17 protein-coding genes are annotated in these 23,943 nt (G+C 69.6%); 10 read left to right on the top strand and 7 right to left on the bottom strand.

Annotated elements, in window-relative coordinates; translation table 11 throughout:
• Nucleotides 1-726 precede the first annotated feature (726 nt).
• Nucleotides 727-2,712, top strand: coding sequence for a glycosyltransferase family 2 protein (locus tag FHS42_RS16355; RefSeq protein ID WP_312866899.1), 1,986 nt, complete (start codon nt 727-729; stop codon nt 2,710-2,712).
• Nucleotides 2,700-4,643 (top strand): radical copper oxidase GlxA, encoded by a 1,944-nt coding sequence (glxA, locus tag FHS42_RS16350; RefSeq protein WP_184572933.1) that lies wholly within the window; start codon nt 2,700-2,702, stop codon nt 4,641-4,643. The genes FHS42_RS16355 and glxA overlap by 13 nt, the downstream gene beginning before the upstream one ends.
• 108 nt (nt 4,644-4,751) lie before the next feature.
• On the opposite strand, the gene FHS42_RS16345 is transcribed toward glxA, so the two are convergent.
• Nucleotides 4,752-5,894, bottom strand: a complete 1,143-nt coding sequence (locus FHS42_RS16345; protein WP_246494858.1) for a glycoside hydrolase family 6 protein — start codon at nt 5,892-5,894, stop codon at nt 4,752-4,754.
• A 330-nt stretch (nt 5,895-6,224) separates the two neighbouring features.
• On the opposite strand from FHS42_RS16345, the gene FHS42_RS16340 reads away from it, so the two are divergent.
• A complete protein-coding gene (locus tag FHS42_RS16340) occupies nt 6,225-6,680 on the top strand; it encodes a (2Fe-2S) ferredoxin domain-containing protein (RefSeq protein ID WP_221476546.1) in 456 nt (151 codons plus the stop codon).
• A 55-nt stretch (nt 6,681-6,735) separates the two neighbouring features.
• Here the strand turns inward: FHS42_RS16340 and FHS42_RS16335 are convergent, their stop codons facing one another.
• The gene (locus FHS42_RS16335) at nt 6,736-7,422 is read right to left on the bottom strand and encodes a response regulator (RefSeq protein ID WP_184572984.1); all 687 of its coding nucleotides are present in this window, start codon (nt 7,420-7,422) and stop codon (nt 6,736-6,738) included.
• Nucleotides 7,423-7,442: 20 nt separating this feature from the next.
• The gene (locus FHS42_RS16330) at nt 7,443-8,645 is read right to left on the bottom strand and encodes a sensor histidine kinase (RefSeq protein WP_184572932.1); all 1,203 of its coding nucleotides are present in this window, start codon (nt 8,643-8,645) and stop codon (nt 7,443-7,445) included.
• Nucleotides 8,646-8,913: 268 nt separating this feature from the next.
• Between FHS42_RS16330 and FHS42_RS16325 the strand changes: the two genes are divergently transcribed.
• On the top strand, nt 8,914-11,130 hold the full coding sequence (locus FHS42_RS16325) for an MMPL family transporter (RefSeq protein WP_184572931.1): 2,217 nt from the start codon (nt 8,914-8,916) through the stop codon (nt 11,128-11,130).
• Between the two features lie 116 nt (nt 11,131-11,246).
• Here the strand turns inward: FHS42_RS16325 and FHS42_RS16320 are convergent, their stop codons facing one another.
• From FHS42_RS16320 to FHS42_RS16305, 4 genes are all read right to left on the bottom strand, one after another.
• On the bottom strand, nt 11,247-13,175 hold the full coding sequence (locus tag FHS42_RS16320) for a primary-amine oxidase (RefSeq protein ID WP_184572930.1): 1,929 nt from the start codon (nt 13,173-13,175) through the stop codon (nt 11,247-11,249).
• A 228-nt stretch (nt 13,176-13,403) separates the two neighbouring features.
• Nucleotides 13,404-14,957, bottom strand: coding sequence for an APC family permease (locus FHS42_RS16315; protein WP_184572929.1), 1,554 nt, complete (start codon nt 14,955-14,957; stop codon nt 13,404-13,406).
• Nucleotides 14,958-14,999: 42 nt separating this feature from the next.
• Nucleotides 15,000-15,947, bottom strand: a complete 948-nt coding sequence (locus FHS42_RS16310; RefSeq protein WP_184572928.1) for a hypothetical protein — start codon at nt 15,945-15,947, stop codon at nt 15,000-15,002.
• Between the two features lie 710 nt (nt 15,948-16,657).
• The gene (locus tag FHS42_RS16305; protein WP_184572927.1) at nt 16,658-18,331 is read right to left on the bottom strand and encodes an FAD-binding dehydrogenase; all 1,674 of its coding nucleotides are present in this window, start codon (nt 18,329-18,331) and stop codon (nt 16,658-16,660) included.
• Between the two features lie 157 nt (nt 18,332-18,488).
• On the opposite strand from FHS42_RS16305, the gene FHS42_RS16300 reads away from it, so the two are divergent.
• The 6 genes from FHS42_RS16300 (at nt 18,489) to FHS42_RS16275 (ending at nt 23,805) form a co-directional block, all read left to right on the top strand.
• Nucleotides 18,489-19,040 (top strand): NUDIX hydrolase, encoded by a 552-nt coding sequence (locus tag FHS42_RS16300; RefSeq protein ID WP_184572926.1) that lies wholly within the window; start codon nt 18,489-18,491, stop codon nt 19,038-19,040.
• A gap of 264 nt (nt 19,041-19,304) precedes the next feature.
• Nucleotides 19,305-19,745, top strand: coding sequence for a YidH family protein (locus tag FHS42_RS16295; protein ID WP_184572925.1), 441 nt, complete (start codon nt 19,305-19,307; stop codon nt 19,743-19,745).
• Nucleotides 19,745-20,056 (top strand): DUF202 domain-containing protein, encoded by a 312-nt coding sequence (locus FHS42_RS16290; RefSeq protein WP_184572924.1) that lies wholly within the window; start codon nt 19,745-19,747, stop codon nt 20,054-20,056. The genes FHS42_RS16295 and FHS42_RS16290 overlap by 1 nt, the downstream gene beginning before the upstream one ends.
• Before the next feature lie 258 nt (nt 20,057-20,314).
• Complete coding sequence (locus FHS42_RS16285) at nt 20,315-21,265, top strand: MBL fold metallo-hydrolase (RefSeq protein ID WP_184572923.1); 951 nt, start codon at nt 20,315-20,317, stop codon at nt 21,263-21,265.
• A gap of 238 nt (nt 21,266-21,503) precedes the next feature.
• Nucleotides 21,504-22,580 carry a phosphotransferase family protein gene (locus tag FHS42_RS16280; protein WP_184572922.1) on the top strand — a complete coding sequence of 359 codons (1,077 nt, stop codon included), beginning with the start codon at nt 21,504-21,506 and terminating at the stop codon, nt 22,578-22,580.
• Between the two features lie 7 nt (nt 22,581-22,587).
• Complete coding sequence (locus FHS42_RS16275; RefSeq protein WP_184572921.1) at nt 22,588-23,805, top strand: acyl-CoA dehydrogenase family protein; 1,218 nt, start codon at nt 22,588-22,590, stop codon at nt 23,803-23,805.
• Nucleotides 23,806-23,943 lie beyond the last annotated feature (138 nt).

Below are 23,943 nucleotides of genomic sequence, written 5' to 3'. Positions count from 1 at the left end.
GCGGCGTCCGGGTGTCTCGCGGTGCACGGTCGTCTTGTGGCGAGCAGTTGTCTTGCGGCACGCACGGCTCCCCAAAAGTGGTTCTCAGCGGTGACGTGGGCTCCGGTCTTTTTCGGAGCTGAAGAGTCAAACCATGGCAGAAAACGAAATCTAATTCACACATGACGCGCACAGATAGGCCGATTGTGTGACTGTCTGCTTCTAGCCCATTGAGTGCCCTGCCGCACGGCGCGCCGATCATCCGATATAAGCGAATCCCGACCGTGCGGTTGTTACCGTCCATTTCTGCCGGATGAGACGACGAATGGACCATTTGGGCTATCGCCGCCGAAAGGCGGGCCACAGCTCGTTCTGCGGGAGGCCGCGTTGGCTGCATTCAGCCATGTCAGTGCGTCAGCGGGAGATACGAAGAAGCTCAGCGATGTCCCGGAGCCCGGGAAGCCGCGGGATTCCGGGATTTCCCAGGACATCGACGAATCCACCCAACCCATGGAGCCACATAACGCCGGCGATTCCACGCGCCCAAAAAACCCTCAGGGCGCTACGGGTACCGGCCGTTCGGACGGCCCCCAACGTCCCGGTGAGCAGCGGACCGAGAGCACCAACAGGCTGCGTAAGACCAGGAAAGCGGGCGGCTGTAAAGATTCTGCCGACTGCGAAGACCCCGCCGGCTGCGCCGATTCCCGCGCTTCTGGGGACGTCCGCGACGCCGGGAACTCCGGCGCGGTGGAAGACGCGAAGGAGCGCGATCCAGCCGATGCGACCGAGGCCGATACCGCTTTCTCCCGCCACACCTCGGGACGCTACGACTACGACCGCTACAGCCAGTTGGCAGGCCCCCTGACGGACCCGCCGCCGAACGTCCCGTACCGGGTGCGCTACCGCAGTCTGCTGGCACAAGAACCACACCGAGTACGGGCCGCGCTGCTGTTGGCCGCTGCGCCCACCGTCTCGGCGATCCTGCTGTTTTGGCTGCTGCAACCGGAGCACTGGGTACACCGGTCGTATGTGTCCGGCTGGGAGACCGCGGCGGACACCGTGATGCTCGTATCAATCGGGCTGATCGAGGTGTTTCGGCTGTTCACGGTCGTCTCCAACGCCCATGCCACGCTCGTCGCCCGCGACCCGATCCCGGTGCACGCGCAGCCTGGCACCCGGGTGGCGTTCCTGACCAGCTTCGTCCCCGGCAAGGAGCCGGTGGAGATGGTACGGGTCACGCTGGAGGCGGCGACCCAGTTGCGGCACCCCGGGGTTGTGGATGTCTGGCTGCTCGACGAGGGCGACGACGCGGAAATCAAGGAAGTGTGTGCGGCGCTCGGGGTGCGGCACTTCTCGCGCAAAGGCGTGCCGCACTGGAACCAGCCCACGGGCCCCTTCCGGGCCAAGACCAAGCACGGGAACTATAATTCCTGGCTCGACGCACACGGCGACGCTTACGAATTCATGGCCTGCGTGGACACCGACCATGTGCCGCTTCCCAACTTCCTGGAGCGCATGCTCGGCTACTTCCGTGACCCGGATGTGGCGTTCGTCGTCGGGCCGCAGGTCTACGGCAATTACGACGCGGCCGTCACCAAGGCAGCGGAAAGCCAGCAGTTCCTTTTCCATGCGCTCATCCAACGCGCGGGAAACGCCTACGACGGGGCGATGTTCGTGGGCACCAACAATGCGGTACGGGTCAGCGCACTCAAGGGCATCGGAGGGCTTTACGACTCCATCACCGAGGATATGGCAACCGGCTTTGAACTCCACCGCACCCGCAACCCCGAGACCAGCAACAAATGGCGCTCCGTCTATACGCCGGACGTGTTGGCCGTTGGGGAAGGACCCACGGCGTGGACCGACTTCTTCACTCAACAACTCCGGTGGAGCCGGGGCACGTACGAGACGGTGCTCAAGCAATACTGGCGAGGTATTCCCACACTGCCACCGGGCCGGTTGCTCAACTACTCGCTGATGGTCGCCTTCTACCCGATGTCCGCGCTGAACTGGATGCTCTCCGCGCTCTCTTGCACCCTGTTCCTCATCCTCGGCGCCTCGGGCATCCAGATCTCCTCCGAGATCTGGATGATGCTCTACAGCGACGCGGCGGCCCTACAGATCGGCCTCTACGTCTGGAACCGGAAACACAATGTCAGCCCGCACGAGCCGCGCGGCTCCTCCGGCGCAGCAGGAATGGCGCTGTCCGCGATCTCCGCACCGATCTACGCGAAGTCGCTGTGTGACGCGGTGCTACGGCGCAAGAGTCGGTTCGTGGTGACGCCCAAGGGCGACTCCTCCAGCCCCGATCGACTCACCACCTTCCGCATCCACCTGCTGTGGGCCGTGGTGTTCGGTGGCTCGCTGATCGCGTCCCTGTTCCTCGGTAACACCCACGTCGCCATGTGCACCTGGGCGTTCCTGGCGGTGCTGTTGTGCTTGGCGGCACCGGCCGTCTGGTACGCCGGGCTGCTCCGCGAGCGGCATGCCAAGCGCCCCCACACCGCCGCCACCCTCCCCGCGGCACGGGCCGACAGCACCACCGGGCAGCCGGCGCCCACGGAGTTGCCGCACGCCTCCCCGAACGCTTCCACCTCAGCGGAGCAACCGGCGCCGGCGGAACCGACGACGTCGGTGGGAAACAGGCCCCAGCCCAAGACGGCAACGACGGCAACGACGGCAACGACGGCAAATGCAACGACAGCAGATAAGGACTCGCTGTGCGCCACATGATCACCCCACGGGTCCGCACGACCGCCATCGGTGTGACGGCCATGGTCGTGGTGGCCGGGCTCAACGCCCCGGCCGCCGTGAGCTACGCCGAGCGGACCTACCACGCGTACAAGATCAACCAACCGGGATACAAGGCGCGTTACGGGCATTGGGATCTGTTGTCCGTACCCGATAAATACCGGGTACGGGCCATTCACGCAGCCCTACTGCGTAGCGGCAAGGTGCTGCTGATCGCCGGCTCGGGCAATGACAGGAAGCGGTTCGAAGCCGGAACGTTCGACACCCTGTTGTGGGACCCGGCCAAGGACACCTTCAAGCTGATCCACACGCCCGAGGACCTATTTTGCGGCGGACACTCCCAACTGTCCGGCGGCAACATGCTGGTGGCCGGGGGGACGGCGCGCTACGAGGTGCTCGACGGCGAGGTGGAACGCGCCGCGGGCCCGATGCTGGTGAAGAACGAAAACCCCAACCGCGGCCTGCGTTTCGCCAAGGGCACCACCTTCCGCGCCCCCGATGGCAAGCGTTACCGCGCCACACGCGCCTTCCAACTAGACCCCGCCAAGAAGGTGCCAAAAAAGGACAAGAACGGCAAGCGCAAGGGCGGCGAGGTCATCGTCGTCGCCAGTGAGTCCCGGGTCTTCGTGGAGTCGGTGAACAAGGGCAAGCGCGGACTGCGCAACAAGCCCGCGCAATACAGCATCCAGGGCCTGAAGGGTCGCGCCAAACAGGACGTCTACGGCCTCGCGCAGGCCATGACCTTGGAGAAGCAGGACTACCAGGGCATCAACGCCGCCTACGAGTTCGACCCCGATATCGAACGCTATGTGCCGGTCGGTTCGATGGACGAGAGCCGCTGGTACCCCACCTTGGTCACCCTCGCGGACGGGCGAGTGCTGGCGGTATCCGGCCTGGACGACGTGGGCCAGATCATCAACGGCATCAACGAGATCTACGACCCGAAGACCAAGAAGTGGTCCAAGGCGCCGCGCCGGTACTTCCCCACCTACCCGGCGCTGTTCCTCACCAAGGGCGGCAAACTCTTCTATTCCGGTTCCAACGCCGGTTACGGCCCAGCGAACAAGGGCCGGGTGCCGGGCGTGTGGGACCTGCGCAAGAACTCCTTCAAGCCGGTGCCAGGGCTGACCGACACCGACCAGACCGAGACCTCCACCTCCGTGCTGCTGCCCCCCGCGCAGGACCAAAAGGTGATGATCTTGGGCGGTGGCGGCGTCGGCGAATCGAGCAAGGCCACACCGCGGACCGCCGTCGTGGACCTCAACAAGAAGCCGCACCGCTTCGCCAAGGGACCCGACCTGCCCCAGGGCACCCGCTATCTGTCCAGCGTGATCCTGCCGAACGACACCGTGTTCACCACCGGCGGCTCCAGCGACTACCGGGGCAAGGGCGACAGCGACATCCACCAGGCCCAGGTCTACTCGCCCCAGTCCAACTCCTTCCAGGACACGGCCGACCCAACGGTGGGCCGCAACTACCACTCCTCGGCGCTGCTGCTGCCCGATGGCCGGGTGGCGACCTTCGGCTCCGACCCGCTCTACGCCGACCGGGCCAACACCCAGCCGGGCACCTTTGAACGGCGGGTGGAGATCTACAGCCCGCCGTACCTGTACGCCAAGGACCGGCCCACGCTCGGCGCCGGCCCGAAGGAGCTCAAGCGCGGCGCATCGGCCACCTTCCGCACTCGGCATCCGGAACGCGTTCAGCGGGCCAAGCTGATGCGCCCCAGCGCCGTCACCCACACCACCGATGTCGAGCAGCGCTCGATCCAACTCGGCGTCACCCGACACCGCGACTCGGTCACCCTCTCGATCCCCCGTGACCGGCACCTGACACCGCCCGGCTGGTACATGCTCTTCCTCACCACCGCGAAGGGCACCCCGTCCAAGGCGAAGTGGGTACACCTGGGCTGACCCAGCGCAGCGACGAAACGCAGCGGGCCCAGGCCCCGCACCGGCGAGCGGATGTGCCGCCGGCGCGGGGTCGCTGGCTGTCCGGGCAGCGCTCGGGCCGCGAAGCGGCTAGCGCTCGCTGTTGCGGGCCAGGCCCAGGGCGTACGAGGGCCACCAGCTGCCGGCGGGTGGGCCGCCCTGGCAGGTGCCGTCGGACTCGCCCGGTCGTTTGACCCACAGATACGCGTCCACGCGCGGCCGCCCGGTGTGGGTGGTCGGCGGCTCGCCGAGGGCCCGGCCCGACGGGTTGCACCACACGCGCTCATGCCCGCCTTCGCCCGCCGGGCCATTGCCGTTGCGGGAGGTGTCGATGACGAAGTGGGCCCCGTCGAGCAGCCGGGAGAGCCGCTGGCCGTAGGTCGTGCTGGTGGCCGTGGTGTGGAAGTTGGACACGTTGAGCGCGAAGCCGTCCGCGTAGGCGATTCCGGCCCGTTGCAGCGAGGGCACCAGCCGGGCGGGATCGGGCACCCAGCCGGCGTTGCCCGCATCGATATAGACCTTCGCCCGCGGCAGCCCCAACAGGGTGACGACCGCGTGCCGCAGCAGGTCGAGCCGTTCGCCGCGCAACTCGGGCAGCACACAGCCGTCCACGACCTGCGCCACCGCGTCCGGCTCCAAGATCACCAACGCCTCGCGGTCACCGATGACAGCCGCCAGCTCATCCGCCCACGTCCGGTACTCGGCGGCGTCCACCGCACCGCCCTTGGAGTGGTTGCCGCAGTCGCGGTACGGGATGTGGTAGGCGACGAGGACCGGCGTCTTCCCCGCCGCCTCGGCGGCCTCGGTGACGCGGCGGGCCCGCTTCCGCGGCTCCTCGCTGATCCACTCGGCGGTCGGCCGGCCCGCGATCGTACGCAACAGCTCCGCCTCGGCGTCCCGGCCTTGCCGGTCCCAGGCCCGAAGTTGCCGGGCCGCGGCGGTGCTCGGGTCGCGCCACAGCGGCTGTGCACGGGCAGCCGATTGGCCGGCGGCCGGTTCGCTGGCGCCGCCCGGTCGCTCGGCACCCGGCGCGGGCGCGGGGGCCGCTGAGGTGGAGGCGGGTGCGGTGGGGGCCGGCCCACGGGTGGCCGGCTCAGGCGTGGTCGGCGCGGGTGCCGCGGTGTGGTCGGCGAGCGGAAGGCAGCCACCGAGCGCGATGGCCAGGGCCGAAATCCAACCGGCTGCCGGTGCGGCACGCCGCGCAGGCGACCGGGTTCGGGCGGCCTGTCTCATCTGGGACTCCCTTGTTCACTGAGCGTGTCAGCCGCGAGGCATGACGGGTCATCAGCAGACTCCCCCGACGACCGGCGCGCGGCGCGCAGGGCGGCCACCGGAACGGCTGACGGATGCAGCAGAACCCACCCACCGAGTGACCGGCGCGCCCACCGCGGGATGACTCAACGCACAGCGAAACCGGACAGCCGGACAGCAGGGCAGCCGGACAGCAGGGCAGCCGGACAGCCGGACAGCAGGGCAGCTGATCAGCGGGGCAGCCGGGCAGGGCGGTGGAGGTGATACGTCTCGCACGCTCGCTGGCTACCTGCGCTGCGTATCATCGGCCGGATGACCTCCCCCTTCGGCCACCCGGCGCCCGCGCCCCGCCGTTTTGACGCCCGCACGTCTCGGACCTCTCGTACGCCCCGACCCACCGCCGCGACCTGCAAGGTCATCGTCTGCCGCGGCTGCTGTTGTGGCGACGTCCGCAAGGTGCCAGGCGTGGACCACGCCGGGCAGATCGCCCGGCTGCGCGAGGCGGTGGGGCAGGCCGCGACGGTGCGCGCATCGGAGTGCCTGGACGTGTGCGAGCAGGCCAATGTGATGGTCGTCCAGCCCTCACCGCAGGGCCGCGCGGCAGGGGGTCGGCCCGTGTGGCTGGGGCTGGTCAACGACGATGACGCACTGACCGACATTGCCACCTGGATACACGCCGGGGGCCCCGGCGTCGCCGAGCCACCGGACGTCCTTGACCTCTATGCGTTCACGGTCTCACGCCGGGTCCGCGAGGCGCTCGACGACTAGGCGGCGCCGCCCGGCCGGCTACCCAACCCGCCGCCTGGGCCAGGAAAGCCGGCGGCTACTCCTGCCCGCCCACCTCGACAAGACCCGACTCGTACGCGGCGATCACCGCCTGGGCCCGGTCACGGACGCTGAGCTTCCCGAAGACGCTGGTGATGTGGTTCTTCACGGTGGACACACTGATGTCCATCGCCTCCGCGAGCTCCGCGTTGTCGAGCCCCGCGGCCATCAGCCGCCACACCTCCAGCTCGCGCGGCGTGAGCTCGCCCATGTGGGCAGCGGGCGGCAACGCACGGCGCGGAGCCCGAACGTACGTGGAGATCAGCCGGGTCAACAAGCGGGGCGCCACCGCTGCCTCCCCGGTGTACACCACCCGCACCGCCGCAACCAGTTCCTCCGGTGAGCTGTCCTTGGGCAGGAACCCGCAGGCGCCAGCGCGCAGCGCGGCCACCACGTACTCGTCCATGTCGAAGGTGCTCAGCGCCAGCACCCGGCACCCGGGCAGCTCCCGCGCGAGCTGGCCGGTCGCGGCGACGCCGTCCAGTATCGGCATCCGAATGTCCATGACGACGATGTCGGGCCGCAGCCGGTGTGCGAGGGCCACCGCGTCCGCGCCGTCGCCCGCCTCGCCCACCACCTCGAAGGCCGGGTCGGGCGCGAGGATCAGCGCCAGTCCGCGCCGTACCAGCGGCTGGTCATCCGCGATCAGCACCCTGATCACCCGCTCGCCCATCGCCTCGCCCATCCTGTCCGTCGGCGTGCCGCTCACCGCAGCGCCCCCTCGTCGGCCTTCAACGGCAGTTGGGCCGACACCCGAAATCCGCCCGCGTCCAACGGGCCCGTCTCCAGCGTCCCGCCGTGCAGCACGACTCGTTCCCGCATCCCCAGCAGGCCGTAACCCGACCCCGACCCCATGCCCATGCCCGCGCCGTCGTCCGATATCTCCACCGCCACCCCGTCCGGCGCGTACGTCAGTTGTACCGACGCCCGAGCATCGCCCGCGTACTTGCGGGCGTTCGTCAGTGCCTCCTGCACGATTCGGAACACGGTCAAACTCATGCTCGGCGGCAGCGCACGCTCCTCGCCCCGCACCTCCATCGCGGTGGGCAGGCCGGCCTGGCAGGACTCGGTGATAATCCGCCCCAGGTCCGCGATCCCGGGCTGAGGCGCGATCGGTGCCTCCTCCGCCTCGTCCCCGGCTCGCAGCACGTCCAGCAGTTGCCGCATCTCGCGCAGCGCCATCCGCCCTGACCCCTCCAGGGTGACCAGCGCGTCCCTGGCCACCTCCGGGTTGCGGGCGAGGTTGGCCCGGGCGCCCCCTGCCATCAACTGCATGGTGGTGATGTGGTGGGCCACGATGTCGTGCAACTCCCTTGCGATACGCCGCCGTTCGTCGGCCACCGCGCGGTCGGCGAGGCGCTGCCGGTTGGCCTCGACGTCCCGCTGCCAGTGGTTGATGACGATCGCGGCGACGACGACGAGCCCTCCGGCGGCCACCAGGCCCAGCACGTCCACGAACTGCGGCCACCGCGCCGGCGCCAGCAACGGCACCACCACGGTCGCGAGCGCCGCCAGGGCCACCATGACGGCGCTTTGCGAGCGTACGACCGTATAGAGCGCGACCACTGCCGTGGCATTGAAGTGCGCCCCCACCGGGGCGCTCAGGTTCAGCAGCATGCCCAACAGCAGGACGGCACCGAGCGTCAACACCGGGGCGCGGCGCCGGGCCAGCAGCGGCAGCCCGGAGACCACCACCAGCGCATACCCCGCCACGGGCGTGTATCCCAGATCTACCTGGCTACTGAGTACGAAGCCGATCAGGTCCACGGCCGCCGCCCCGACCGCGACCAGCGCGTCGTTGCGCGACCACGGCAGCACATCGCCGCTTGCCGGTGCCCCGGAAGCGCCGGAAACCCCGGAAGCGCCGGAAACCCCAGAAACCCCGATAGCAGAGCGCGTCGTGGACATGGTGGTCCTCTCCCCCAGCCGCCCCCGCCGACCGCTGCCGGTGCGCTACGACTGTCATCTCGTGACTCATTGTGGCACCGGCTGCCCGCCCAGCCCTGGGCCCACAAGCCGATCCTGCCCTAGGACCAGGGTCCTGGTCACAGACGCTACCTGGCCTCCGCTCCCAGGTTCTTTCTCGTCCCCTACTCGGACGAATCCCGGCGTTTGCGCTGGTGAGCTAGGTATCGGCCGGGAGAACTCGGCGCTCGACCACTGCCGGAGGAACACCGTGATCCGCGCCCTGACCGGGTACTCGACCCGCAATCCGTGGAAGGTCATCGCCCTGTGGGCGGTGCTTGGCATCTTCCTCACCCTGCTCAGCCAGGCGTTGATGTACCGCGTCACCCAGGCCCAAAGCGGCGACTTTCTGCCCGCGAAGTACGACTCGGCCGCGGCGCTGAAGATCGCCGAGGAGCAGTTCGGGATCAAGCCCGATGCCAACGCGGTGACCGTCCTCGTCGGCCGCGCCGATGGCAAGCCCCTCACCGGGCCCGACCACCGCCGGGTTGGCGCTCTCGCCGAGCAGCTGGGCCGCCAGCGCGTGGAGATGCCCGAGCCCGCGGAGGGCCAGCCTTCCTTTTTGACCACGGACTACTCCCAAACGCCCAAGGTCAGCCCCACCATGGTCGCGCCCGACCGCAGCTTCGAACTGCTCTCCGTACAGCTCACCGGCAACTCCACGGACCCGGGCCTGCACGACCTCTACAGCGCCTTCCGCGACCACGCCAAGGAGGACTTCGCCAAGGCCGGGATGCGTACGGGCTTCACGGGCGGACTGGCCGACCTCGTGGACACCGCCGAGGCCGAGGAGACCACCGAGAAGGTCGTCGGCCTTCTCATGTTCGGTTTGATCGTGCTGATCAACATCCTGGTGTTCCGTAGCGTGCTGGCCGCCTTCATACCGCTGCTCGCCGTCATCATCATCGGCGGCGCTGCGGCGGGCGCGGTCGTCGGCGCCGCGCTACTCACCGGCATCAAGCTCGACGCCTCAACGCCGAGCATGATCAGTGTCGTGCTGGTCGGCATCGGCGTGGACTACTTCCTCTTCCTTCTCTTCCGCTTCCGCGAGCAGTTGCGGGCCCGCCCCGACCTGCCGGCGCGCGCCGTATCAGCAGAGGTCAGCGCCCGGGTCGGGACGGCGATCACCTCGGCCGCCCTGACCATCGTGGCCGCCTTCGCCACCTTGGGCATCGCGACGTTCGGGCAGTTTCGGGTGCTGGGCCCGGCCATCGCCGTCTCGGTGCTCGTCATGCTGCTGGCCAGCCTCACCCTGATGCCCGCGCTCCTCGCGGTCACCGGACGCAAGATGTTTTGGCCCTCGCGCTCCCTCAAGCGTGAGCCGCGCCCGGGTCCCGCCGCGCGCATCGGGGACCTGGTCGCCCGCCGCCCGGTCACGCTCGTGCTGGCGTCCGTCGCGCTGCTCGGCGCGCTGGCGGCCGGGCTGGTCGGCATCAGGATGGACTTCGACCAAACGGGCGGGACGGACGATACGCCGGCCGCCGTCACCTCTGCCGAGATCTCCCGTGCCCTGCCCGCCGGGGTGTCCGACCCCACCACCGTCTACGTCACCGCCAACGACGGCCGCACCCTCACCACCAAGGACCTGGGCGCCCTGCCCAAGGCCCTGGCCACGGTGGGCGGCATCGGCAAGGTCAACAAGACCGTACTCAACGAGGACCGCACAGCAGCCCGTATCGACCTCTACCTCACCGCCGACACCCAAAGCCAGCGGGCCCGGGACCTCGTCTCGGGGCCCGTGCGCGACACCGTCGCCCGCCACACCCCCGACGGCTTGGAAGCCCATGTCGGCGGCACGGCCGCGATCTTCGCGGACATCTCCACCGCCGTCGATCACGACCTGAAGATCGTGTTCCCGGTCGCCGCCGTGCTGATCGCCCTCATCCTGCTCATCCTGCTCCGCAGCCTGCTCGCCCCGGCCATCCTGATGATCGCTGTCGGTCTCGGCTTCGCCGCCACCCTCGGCGCCTCGGCGCTGTTCTTCCAGCACATCCTCGATAAGCCGGGCGTCAACTTCGTGCTGCCACTGGTGTTGTTCCTCTTCGTCGTCGCCCTCGGCACCGACTACAACATCTTGATCAGTGACCGCATCCGTGAGGAGATGGAACGCCCCGGGCCGGCCCGAGCCGCCGTCGCCCGCGCCGTGCGCCACACCGCACCCGCCATCGCCACGGCAGGTGTCGTCCTCGCGGCGTCCTTCGGCAGCCTCGCCGCCAACGCGGCACCCTCCACTCAGCAGATCGGCTTCGCGACGGCGCTTGGCATCTTGCTCTCGGCCTTCGTGCTGTCCATCGTGCTGGTGCCCGCGCTCGCCGCGATCTTGGGCCGGAGCACCTGGTGGCCGGTGCGCCCTGGTCGCGGCCAGGGTCGCCACCACGCTCAACCACCGGCCGCACAGCCGCACCGCGACCACGTCTCCATGCACTGAGCTGCGCTGCCCACGACGAGCCGGGGGCAGGGAGCGAGGAGCGGAGGGGCCCGGGTAGGCGCCGGCTGACGGCTGCCAGTCCCGCCCCCTCCGCTTCGCTCCGCCCCGGCTGAGCCCTACTGCCTTTCAGCCGGCAGGTCGAGCGCCGGGTTGCAGTCGAAGAAGCCGCTGGGCCGGAGCGTAAAGCCACAGCGGTCGACGGGCATCACGGGCCACTCCTCAAGGCGCGGCAGATGCGTGGGCCCGAAGGTGTGCCACACGGTCAACTCGGTGTCTGCGAGCGACTCCCCGCCCTGCGCCCAGTTCACGACGCCGCCGGAACCGGGGTGCTGGTTGGGGTACTCGCCGGCCGGGTACCGCCGGTCTTCGCTCTGTCGGGTCACCCACAGGTGCTTGGTGGCATAGCCCATGCGGCGACTGGCCGCGGCATCGGGCTGGGCGAGCAGCACCGGGTTCGGCTGCGGCACCAGTGCGTACGCCGTGGGTTCGCCCATCCGGTTGTGCGACGAAGGGTTGGTGATCCGCCAGTGCCGGGCCGTGGTCGAATCGGCCAGCCGGCCCCCGTCCGCGCTGTCGGTCAGGGGCGTGGTGCGGATGGTGAACGCGTTGCCGTTCGGGTTGGCCGGCCCGGTCGGGACGCGTACCGCGTCCACCTCCTCCACGGTGTTGTGGTGCCCATCCACCGCAACGTCCAGCCGCGCGCAGAACAGGTGCTGGTGGTAGGGGGCGAGGAGACCGGGCGCGATCTCCGTGCCGTGCGGTGAGCCGGCGCCAGGTACGACGGCCGTGGTCTGCACGAGGCCGGTGGACTTCACCTCGAAGCCGATGGTGCCGTCCTGGTGGAAGTACCAGTAGAAGGCGTAGTCGTAGTTGCCGATGGTCGTAATGTACGAGATGACCAGGCGCCGCGCGCGCCGGCTGTGGACGGCCATGTCGTTGAAGATGTCGGTGTGCTTCCAGAGCAGGCCGATGTCCTCCTCGTGGATGCAGATCGCGTTGGGCAGCGTCTCGGGATGGCCGAAGTCGTCCGCGAGCACCGCATCCAGATAGCGGATCTCGCCGAGGCAGTCACAGCCAAGGCGGAGCGCGTTGGCGTTACGCCCAAGGGTGTACTCCCCCACGTCGAGGAACGCCACCCAGTTGCGAGCCTCTTGGGCCTCTCCGTAGGCGACGGCCATCTCGGCGAGCGACGCACGGTGCAGCACGGGCCGCTCACGCTCCCCGTCACGGTGCGCGATCTGGTGCAGCACCAGCCCCTCGCGCGCGTTGAAGTCGATCCGCATGCTCCAGTTCATCCAGTCGAGCCGGCGCCCGGTGATGCTGAACGACGGCCCATCGGGCTGGGTGATGTGCAGCGGGCGGACATCGGTGCGCGGCGGGCCGGTGAACTCCGGTTCGTACCGGCCGCATTCGGCGGGGACGGGCACCGCGCCGGTGTCGATGAGCCGCACCACGCGGCCCTTGATGAGGTCCACATCGGCGATCAGCCCGGACACCGGGTGCGCCCACAAGTTGTCGGAGCCCGAGCAGCGCAGATAGGTGGGCGAGCGCAGGAGGCGTCGCCCGGGCTCGCCGTCGATGACCAGATCGCCGGCGGCCAGCGGGGCGATGACGGCGAGGCTGGTGTCGGTGATGCCACGGCTGGCCATGGCCCGCTGCCAGCCCGGGTCGGCCTTGACGATCGCCTCGCACGCCTCGAACTCCTCCATAAGCAGCGGAGGTTGACCCTCTTTGGCGGTGTCAAGAGTGCGGTAGGAGAGCAGCACACCCGCGGTCAGATCGACAACGGCCTCCGCCACCTCCCCACTCGTGCGGTTGAGCAAGGTGGCCCGCAACCGTCGCACGAGCGGGTCGCCCGCGCGGTGGCTGCTCGCCGTGTGCCGGTCGGGCTCATGCGGCAGTACGAGCGGAAACCGGGTGTCGTCGGTGACCTTGCCCGCCTCGGTGAGAATGCGCCGGGCGGTCGCGATCTCCTCCTCGGTCAGCGGGTCGAGTGGATGCACCGGTGTCGTCACACCCGTGGACTCGGAATCGCAGCAGGTCATAGGGGGCTCCTTCGCGCGGGTCGGTGAGGCGTTGGGCATGAGCCGGTGCATCGCCTGCGGCGGCTTGGGGGCACCGATGCCCCCGGGTGCCGGTGTGCCGATGCATCACTGCGGGGCGGATCACATGCCGGGTGAACCACATGCTGGGTGAATCACATGCTGGGTGAATCAACTGCGCGAGCAGCGGGTGCCGGCGCATTGGCTGCGGGCAAGCGCGCGGGCGGGTCCCTAGGTGGTGGTGCGGGGCGGGCTCGCCTCGCCGCGCGCCGTTGCGGCCTTCTCCAGTTGGAAGGCCTCGTTGCCCTTGCCGATGCCGCGATGCACATCGGGCCGTGCCACCCGCAGCACCAGCCCGTAGCCCAGGCCGATCACGACGGCTGCGCCCATGACGCCGGGCAGCGCCCAGCGCAGAGCGGAGTCGGGGTCGGCGTTGAGGAGCACGTCGAAGTCCCTGATCGCGTACACCATGATGACGGTGAGCGCGATGGCGGCCAGGCCCGAGCAGATGATGCGGAACATCTGGGCGCGGGCGGAGCCGCGGCGTATGAAGAAGGCGATGACGGCAATGCTCGCGGTGGCCATCAGGGCCATCACGCCCAGTGCGCCCACGTTGCCCGCCCAGGTGAACAGGTGCAGCACCGGCGCGGTCGGGTCGCCGAACGGCTTGTCGTCGCTGAGCGCGAACCCGGCGACGACCACGAGGGAGACGACGGTCTGGAGCACGGAGCCGTGCGCGGGCGCGCCGCTGGTCTTACTGGTCCGGCCGAACGCGGAGGGCAGCAGGCCCTCGCGGCCCATGGCGAAGGCGTAGCGGGCGACGACGTTGTGGAAGCTGAGCAGTGCCGCGAACATGCCGGTCACGTAGAAGGCGTGCATGGCGTTGGTGAACGTGCCGCCCAACCGGTCCTCGGTGAGGCCGAACAGCATGCCAGGGCCCTGCTGTTGGGCCACCGCCACCACCTGCGACGGGCCGGCGGCGATGCCCAGTACCCAGGAGCTGAGCGCGAAGAACAAGGCGGTGAAGCCAACGGCGAGGAACATCACCCGCGCCACGATGACCTGCGGTCGGCTGGTCTCCTCTGCGTACACCGGGGACTGCTCGAAGCCGGTGAAGGAGGCGATGCAAAAGCACAGTGCGGTGCCGAGCCCGGCGCCGGTGAGCGTGTCGGGGTTGAACGCGTGGAAGGAGACGCCCTCGCCGCCCGGGTCGCCGATGCCGGCCACGGCGAACACGGACACCAGCGCCACCTCGATCAGCAGCAGAACGCCGAGCACCTTCACATTGAGGTCGATCTTCAACCAGCCGAGCGCTCCCACGAGCAGCACGGCGGCGACGGCCGGTATCCACCAGTCGATACGGACGTCGAGGTGCTGGTCGATCAGCCCGGCCACCTCGAAGCCGAAGATGCCGAAGATGCCGACCTGCAAGGTGCTGTACGCGACCAGGGCGACCACGGATGCGGCGGCGCCCGCGGTGCCGCCCAGGCCGCGGGCGATGTACGCGTAGAAGGCGCCTGCGTTTTGTACGTGGCGGCTCATCTCCGCGTAGCCGAAGCTGAACAGCATGAGCACGACGCCGAGGATCACGAAGAGCAGCGGCTGCCCGACGATGCCCATCACCGCGTAGGTGGTGGGCATGACGCCCGCGACCACCATCATCGGCGCGCTGGCGGCGAGCACTGACAGCAGCAGCCCGGCCATGCCGATGCGGCCCGCACGCAGCGCGCGATCTTGACCCTTGAACGTGCTGATCTCTCTCTCGCGCGTACTGCCCGTCATCATGACGAGGGGTTTCCTTTCCACGGAAGGTGCTGGGGAGTCAGTTCAAGGTGAGCCGAGCGCCGCGGAACGCGCGGCTCGGAATTCTTGCTGTGGGTCGCGGTCGGTGTACGACCAGGGGGCCCGGGTGGCGTGCGGGCCGATGCGGTGGAAGAGTGCGGCGGCCTCGGCCAACCGCCCCTCGTGGAACTTGGCGTGGGCAAGATAGTTGAGGTCGATTTGTTGCCTTGGGTGGTCCTCACCCTCCCATTCCAGCCACCAGTCAAAGGCCGCTTTCATCACTTGCCGGGCCTTACGCGTGGACCAGTGCCCGGACTGGCTCGGGTTGCGCGACAGGGTGCCCGATGCGGCGAGTACGCGAAAGCGCTCGGCGTGTGCCACAACGGGCAGAACGGCGAGGGGGGAATCGGCGGGTGCTTGTTCCGCCGCCCAGGAGGCGAAGTCGTACACCTCGTGCAGCGGATCGCCGCCGCCGTTGTCACGTTCCGCGAGAAACACAGCCATCAGATGGTGCGCTTGATGATGGTCCCGGTACCGGGCTCGCACCTGATCGAAGGCGCGCGCGCAGTCGTCTCCCGCGCCCAGTGTCCGGGCCAAGATGAGGAGGGCCAGCCACGGCGATGGGTCGGCGGGAGCCATCCGGGCCGCCGCCAGGGCCTGGCCCTGAGCGGACTCGTAAGACGCCTTGCCACGTACGGCACGTAAGGTAGTTGAGCAGGCCAACAGGGCTGCGGCGTCAGCGCTGTCCGGTTCGGCGAGCTGCCAGTCGCGGGCCCAGGAAACGCTGGCGCTGACCTCTGCGAGCACGATGAGCCGGTGCCCCCTGCGGTCCCAGTCGTCACCGGTCTCGGCGAGCAGAGTCCGGGCGCCGGTCCACCGCCCCTGGGCCAGTGCGTTACGGGCGGCGGCTAGCTCCCCATCGTCCAACGCGGGGTCGAAGGCCAACCGATCTCTGCGCCACGGACGCCCAAGCGAGCGCGGAGGAGGCGTCATTCGTGAAGTTCCTCCACAACGCTGTCACCTCCAACCCCGCTGCTGCGTCGGCCCGCGCGGGGAGTCTCGGGCTCCATCGGTGGCCCCCAGTGCCAGCGCCGCCGACGGCGAATGATCACGGACAGCAAACCGGTAGTCACTGGTCTGCGTCAAGGCCGGAAGACGCCCCCTAGGTTCTGTAACTTCCTTGTGTCCTGACCGCTTTCACCGTTCTCGAACGTGAACGGCGTTTGCCCATGGGAAGGCCGCACGTCATCGTCACTGCTCACCGACGGTGTGAGGGTCACGACCGGATGAGGGCAACTCACCTACTAGGAAGGGTCGTTGATGTGAAAACGTGATCAACGGCTGAACGAGAAACGTCGGCGGATCGACCGCTTTCCATCCGGTCCATGGCGCGTATTGCTCTGCGGGGTGTCCTCCAGACGGCGCGGGAGTGATCAGACAGCGAAGACCTCTGCCTCATGTGGCACGGGGTGACGAGGTGCCACCCGAGGCGTAGGGGACACTCCACTGACCATAGGGGTGCTCTACCGGGCCATAGGGGGTGCGCCTGGGTCGCGCGTGTGCTTTCCGCGACGTACGGGGCGCCTTTGGGACACGGGAGTACGGGCGTACGCACTGCCGGTACGGGCGCGCCCGGCCCTGTACGGGCGCGCCCCGCACCACACGCGAGGCCGTACGGGCGCGCCCGGCAGGCCCCGGCGTGCTCAGCCGACCGCTTGGGCCGCCGCGCGGCCTGCCGTGCGCCCGGAGAAGAGACAGCCGCCGAGGAAGGTGCCCTCAAGCGAGCGGTAGCCGTGTACGCCGCCGCCGCCGAAGCCGGCCGCCTCCCCCGCCGCGTACACGCCGGGCAGCGGTGCGCCCTCGTCGGTCAGGACGCGCGAGGAAAGGTCGGTCTCCAGGCCGCCGAGGGTCTTACGGGTGAGGATATTGAGCCGCACGGCGATCAGCGGGCCGGCCTTGGGGTCGAGCATGCGGTGCGGCGACGCGGTGCGGATGAGTCGGTCACCGAGATAGCCGCGGGCCGCATGCAGGGCGGTGAGCTGGAGGTCCTTGGTGAACTTATTGGTCAGTTCGCGGTCCCGCGCGGTGATCTCGCGGCGCAGCTCGCCCTCGTCGATCGCGCCGGACCTGCGTCGTGGATCGGCCTCGGTCAGCTCGTTCATCCGACGGACCAGGTTGGTCAGCGAACGCTCGACGATGAAGTCCTCGCCGTGGTCCATGAACGCCTGCACTGGCGATGGGGCCCCGCCGCGGGCCCGGGCGAGTACCTCGCGAACGCTCTTGCTTGTCAGATCGGGGTTTTGCTCCGAGCCCGAAAGCGTGAACTCCTTTTCCACGATCTTTCTGGTGAGGAGGAACCAGGTGTAGTCGTAACCGGTACGCATGATGTGTTCGAGCGTGCCGAGGGTGTCGAAGCCCGGAAAGAGCGGCACTGGCAGGCGCTTGCCGAGCGCGTCCACCCACAGCGGTGACGGGCCGGACAAGATGCGGATGCCGTGCTGTGGCCAGATGGGGCTCCAGTTGGCGATGCCCTCGGTGTAGTGCCACATCCGATCCCGGTTGATCAGCCGGGCACCGGCCCGCTCGGCGACGCCCAGCATCTCGCCGTCCACATGCGCCGGCACCCCGGAGATCATGTGCTCGGGCGGGGTGCCAAGCCGCCGGGGCCAGTTGCGCCGTACCAACTCGTGGTTGCCGCCGATGCCGCCCGAGGTCACGATCACCGCCTGGGCCCGCAACTCGAACGCGCCGGTGATCTCGCGCCCGCTGGGCGTGCCGCGCTCGGCGGTGGAGGGCGCCAGGATTTCGCCGCTGACGGTGTCCACGGCGCCCGCGGTACGCGACAGTCCGGTGACCCGGTGCCGGAACCGAAGCTGAGCCAGGCCCCGGGCCGCGCCCGCGCGGACCCGGCGCTCGAACGGGGCGACCAGCGCGGGCCCGGTGCCCCAGGTGATGTGGAAGCGGGGCACGGAGTTGCCGTGCCCCGTAGCGTCGTAGCCGCCGCGTTCGGCCCAGCCGACGACGGGGAAGAAGCGCACCCCGTGCGAGCGCAGCCAGGCACGCTTTTCGCCGGCCGCGAAGTTGACGTACGCCTCGGCCCAGCGGCGCGGCCAGCGGTCCTCGGGCCGGTCGAAACCCGCCGTGCCAAGCCAGTCCTGCCAGGCCAACTCGTGGCTGTCGCGGATGCGCAGCCGTCGCTGCTCGGGAGAGTTGATGAGGAAAAGACCGCCGAAGGACCAGTGCGCCTGGCCGCCGAGCGAGGCCTCGGGCTCTTGGTCGAGCAGGATCACCGTGCGCCCCGCGTCCACCAGTTCGGCGGTCGCGGTGAGCCCTGCGAGCCCCGCCCCGACCACAATGACATCCGCGTCGTACGCCATGGTTTCCCTCTTCGTCAGGGCCGTCGCTACGGCATCTGCCCGGTGACCAGCGACCGGCCCGGTGCCCGCCGTCTGCCCGATCCTCGTTACCAGCGGGTACGCCGTCAACCATCCGGGCAGGCCATCTCACCGCGCGAGCTGCTGATTGGATGGCCGCATGGCTGATGACATGCCCAGGTCGGCGGATGAGGTGCTGGACGTCGTGAGCGAGCGCGACGAGGTGGTGGGCCAGGCGCCACGCGGCGAGGTGTACGCGCGAGGGCTGCGGCATCGCTGTGTGTTCATCCTGGCCAGGGACGCCGCCGGCCGGATCTTCGTGCATCGGCGCACCGCCAGCAAGCTCGCTTTCCCTTCCCTTTACGACATGTTTGTGGGCGGGGTGGTCGGGGCGGGCGAGTCGTACGAGGAAGCCGCGCTGCGCGAGGCCGAGGAGGAACTCGGTGTCAGTGGGCTGCCCGCGCCCCTACCGCTCTTTTCCTTCCTCTACGAGCGCCCCGGCCAGTCGTGGTGGTGCCGCATCTACGAGGTCCGCTGCGACCTGCCGGTCGATCCGCAGCCCGAGGAGGTCGCCTGGCACACCTTCCTCACGGATGCGGAGTTGGCCGCCAAGCTGGACGTGTGGGAGTGGGTGCCGGACGGGGCAGAGGCGTACGAGCGGCTGCTGGCCATGCGCGCGGCGGGTGGCGGAGCGGTGACGCGGGCGGGGTGACGCGGGCGCGGGGCGGGGCGGTGCTGCGGGCGCAGCGGATGCGGGGCGGTGACGCGGGCGCGAGGCGATGACGCGGCGGAGTGGCCGGGGCGGGGCGGGGCGGCCGGGGCGGGGCGGGGCTGTGTGCGCGGCCTTGGACGGAGTTGAGTAGGGCCTGGGTAGAGCCGCGGCTTTCTCGGCGCTCGGGCGCGCGGCCGACCTCGAAGGGCCGGGGGCCGGGTCCGGCACTAGGCTCGATAATATGAACGATCATGCCGTGCCCTCATGACCTCGCATGATCCCCGCCCGTCCGCTGGCGGCTGGCGCGGGTGGCGGGAGGCCGTGCGCGAGGGCGTGCGGCTGTGGTTCGCCCCCGCCCGGCTGCGGGCCGAGGGAGAGACGCCCGACTATCGATTCTCGCTCGCCAACGAACGCACCTTCCTCGCCTGGCTGCGCACCGCGCTCGCGCTGATCGGTGGCGGCTTCGCGGTGGACCAGTTCCTACCGGACCAGGACCGGCCGCTGCGGACCCTCCTGGCCGTCGCGCTGCTGATCGGCGGGGCGCTGTGTGCGCTGCGCGCCGTCAACCACTGGCTTCGCTGTGAGCGGGCGATGCGTCGCGGCGAGGATTTGCCGGTATCGCGCTTCCCTACGGTGCTGGCGCTCGCGGTGGGCGTGCTGTCGGTGCTGATGGTGCTCGTCGTGGCCTTCGGTTGGGCGAGCTAGTGCCTCGCTCAACCCGCGACCCCGGCCTCCAACCGGAGCGGACCCGCATGGCCTGGCGGCGTACGACGCTCACCTGCGCCGTGGTGGGTGTGCTGGCCGGACGGCAGGCGTTGGTGGGTGGTTCGCGGCCGGTGGCGATTCTCGCGGTGGCGCTCATCGCACTCCTTTGGCTAGCCTTCTTGGCCGTGGCGCAGCGCCGCATACAGGCCATGGGCGTACCACGGCCGCGGGCCCTGTCCCCACGGGCGGCCATGGCCGCCGCCTGGTGCACCGTGGTCCTTGGCGCGCTGGGCGCGGGGGTGCTGCGGTAGGCATCCGCGCCACGGCCGAAGGGGCGAGTCGAAACCAGCCAAAGACCCGACGGGCGCCCCCTGCCCGGCACTTGAGTCCCCCACCGAACGTGCGCACGCCGGCGCTTAAGGGTGCCCCCGGGCGTACGAGACCTGGACGCGAGCCGGTCCTATGGTCCGCTGGCGCGGCTGACTCGGCTGGTACTGGGGCACCCTTTCCGGCGCGGTGCGGGGCTGCGACGCTAAGCCCGCCGAATCGCAAGGTCCCGGGAGGACAGCATGTCCAGCATCAGCCTCAGCGCACACGCCGCCACCTGGGCGACGGCCACCGAGCCGTATGCCGTCCAACTGGCGGCGGGAGCCCATGCGTACGTCCAGCCGGATGGCGGCTGGTGCCTGAACAACGCCGGATTCGTCAGCGACGGCCGCACCACAGTGATGATCGACACCGCTGCCACCGAGCGCAGGGCGCGCGCCCTGCGTGAGGCCGTTCTCGCCAGCGGGGCGCCGCTGCCGCAGGTACTGGTGAACACTCACCACCACGGCGACCACACCTACGGGAATGCAGTGTTCCTGCCCGAAGCCACCATCGTCGGACACACCGCCTGTCGCGCCGAAACGCTCGCCAACGGCCGCCAGTTGCACGCCATCTGGCCGGATGTGGACTTCGGCGACATCCACATCACCGCGCCGACCCTGACATACACCGGCACCATGGCGCTCCACGTCGGCGAGGTCGAGATCCAGCTGATCCACCCGGGCGTCGCGCACACCACCGGCGACACCCTCGTGTGGCTGCCGAACCAGCGCGTCGTCTATACCGGCGATCTCGTCTTTCACGGCGGCACCCCGTTCGTTTTGATGGGCTCGCTCGCCGGCTCACTCAGCGCTATCGAGCAGCTCAGGGCCCTGGGTGCGGAGACGATCGTGCCCGGACACGGGCCGATCACAGGACCCGATGTGTACGACACCATCGAGCGCTACCTGCGATACGTGGCCGAGGTGGCCGCACAGGGCCACGCGGCGGGCCGCCCCCCGCTGGAGGTTGCGCGGGAAGCGGACCTCGGCGAGTTCGGCACGCTGCGGGAGAGCGAGCGCCTGGTCGCCAACCTGCATCGGGCGTACGCGGAACTCGACGGGCTGCCGCCGGGCACCCCGCTGGACGCGGGAGCGGCGTTCGCGGAGATGGCCGTGCTCAACGGCGGTCGCCCGGTGGCCTGCCACGCATGAGCCGCACCGGGTGACAACGACGCGCGCCAGCACGGCCCTGCTGTCTGCCCGCTTCCCGCCTCCCCCGCCTTCCCCCCTTCCCCGTCCTCTCCCGCCTAGCCGCGCTCGCGCCGGGTGCGGCAACGTACCCAGGCCGCCAGAAGGCCGCCAGAAGCACTGGACTCCATACCGACTGGTCGGTATTATGAAGCGGTCGCTGAAGTGTGCCCCTGTCCCCGACCCTCCGGAGGAAGACTCAATGAGCGCTGGCACCCCACCTTCCGGCACTCCCGCAGCCGGCGACCCAGCGCACCCGACGCATCCGGCACCCCCAGGAGTGGACCTGGCGGGGGTGCGCGCGTATCTGGACCGCGAGCGACCGGGGCTTGTGGACGGCCCGCTGCGCGCCGAGTTGATCGAGGGCGGCAGGTCCAACCTCACCTACGCCATCAGCGACGGCACCGCGCGCTGGGTCCTGCGGCGTCCGCCGCTGGGCCATGTGCTGGCCACCGCGCACGACATGGCACGCGAATACCGGGTGATCAGCGCCCTACATCCGACCGGCGTGCCGGTGCCCGAGCCGCTGGCGCTGTGCACGGACGAGTCGGTGACCGGCTCGCCGTTCTACGTCATGGAGTACGTCGCCGGCACCCCGTACCGCAGCGCCAAGCAGCTCGCCGCGCTAGGCCCGCAGAGCACCCGAGCCCTCCTGCTCGACCTCGTGGACACGCTCGTCGAGCTGCACACGGTGGACCCGACCGCGGTGGGCCTCGCCGACTTCGGCCGACCCGATGGCTATTTGGAGCGCCAACTGCGCCGCTGGGGCAAGCAGTTGGCGGCCTCTAAGAATCGGGAGCTGCCCGGCATCGACGCGCTGCGCGAGAAGCTGACCCACGCCGTGCCGCCGTCGCCCGCGCCCACCGTGCTGCACGGTGACTACCGCCTGGACAACGTCCTGGTCGGCGCCGACCGCACCATCACGGCCGTCCTCGACTGGGAGATGTCCACACTCGGCGACCCGCTCTCGGACCTGGGCCTGCTGGTGATGTACACCGAGCAGCCCGAATTCCCCGACTCCCCGCTCAGCACCACGCGCGGGGCGCCCGGGCACCCGGAGGCCGCCGAACTGATCGCGCGCTACGCGGAGCGCTCGGGCCGCGATGTCAGCCATATCGCCTGGTATGCCGCGTTCGCGTTCTTCAAGCTCGCGGTGATCGCGGAGGGCATCCACTACCGCTACACCCTCGGACAGACCGTAGGCGCCGGGTTCGACCGGATCGGCGCCCTGGTCCCGCTGCTCGTCGAGAACGGCCTCACCACCCTTCAGGAGGGCTAGCACCGCCATGGACTTCGCGTACGACGCCCGCACCGCAGAGCTCCGCGAGAAGCTGCTGACCTTCATGGACGAGCACGTCTACCCGGCCGAGGCCGTCGCTCACGAGCAACGCGCCGCGCAGGCCGACCCCTGGGCGCAGCCCCCGGTGGTGACCGACCTCAAGCGCGAGGCGCGCCACCAGGGGCTGTGGAACCTCTTCTTGCCCGGCACCGAGTACGGGGCAGGGCTGACCAATGCGCAGTACGCGCCGCTCGCGGAAATCACCGGCCGGAGCCCGCAGCTCGCTCCCACCGCGCTGAACTGCGCCGCGCCGGACACCGGGAACATGGAGGTGCTCACCGAGTTCGGCACCGATGAGCAGCGGAGGCGCTGGCTCAAGCCGCTTCTTGAGGGCGAGAACCGGTCCGCGTTCGCGATGACCGAGCCCGATGTGGCCTCGTCGGACGCCACCAACATCGAGACCCGCATCGAGCGCGATGGCGACGCGTACATCATCACCGGCCGCAAGTGGTACATCTCCGGTGCGATGAGTCCAAACTGCCACGTCTTCATCGTCATGGGCAAGACCGACCCCGAAGGCGCGGACGTTCGCCGCCAGCAGTCCATGGTGCTGGTGCCGCGGGACACGGCGGGGGTCGAGGTCCGCCGGGCGATGCGGGTCTACGGCTACGAGGACCACTACCACGGTGGGCACGCGGAGATCGTCTTCGACCGGGCGCGGGTGCCGGTGAACCATCTGATCGGCGAGGAGGGCGGCGGCTTCGCCATCGCCCAGGCCCGGCTCGGCCCCGGTCGCATTCATCACTGCATGCGGCTGATCGGCATGGCTGAGCGGGCCATCGAGCTGATGTGCCGCCGCGCCCTGGACCGTACGGCCTTCGGTAAGCCGCTCGCCGCGCAGAGCCAGGTCCAATCCTGGATCGCGGACGCCCGAGTGAGCGTGGAGCAGCTGCGGCTGCTGGTCCTCAAGACCGCCTGGCTGATGGACACGGTCGGCAACCGGGGCGCGCACACGGAGATCCAGGCCATCAAGATCGCCACCCCGCGCACCGTCGCCGACATCATCGACCAGGCGGTGCAGTTGCACGGTGGCGGTGGGGTCGGGCAGGACTTCCCGCTGGCCGAGCTGTGGGCCGCCGCCCGCACCCTACGGCTCGCGGACGGCCCCGACGAGGTACATCAGCGGTCGCTGGCGCGCCGAGAGCTCAAGCGATACGCGGGCTGAAGCGGTACGCGAGCGGCGGCGGCAGGAGTTAAGCGGTACGCGAGCGGCGGCGGCAGGAGTTAAGCGGTACGCGAGCTGCGGCGGCAGGAGTTAAGCGGTACGCGAGCTGCGGCGGCAGGAGTTAAGCGGTACGCGAGC

This window comes from Streptomyces zagrosensis, assembly GCF_014203645.1.
GTDB lineage: Bacteria > Actinomycetota > Actinomycetes > Streptomycetales > Streptomycetaceae > Streptomyces > Streptomyces zagrosensis.
This window is presented reverse-complemented; position numbering and strand designations above follow the sequence as displayed.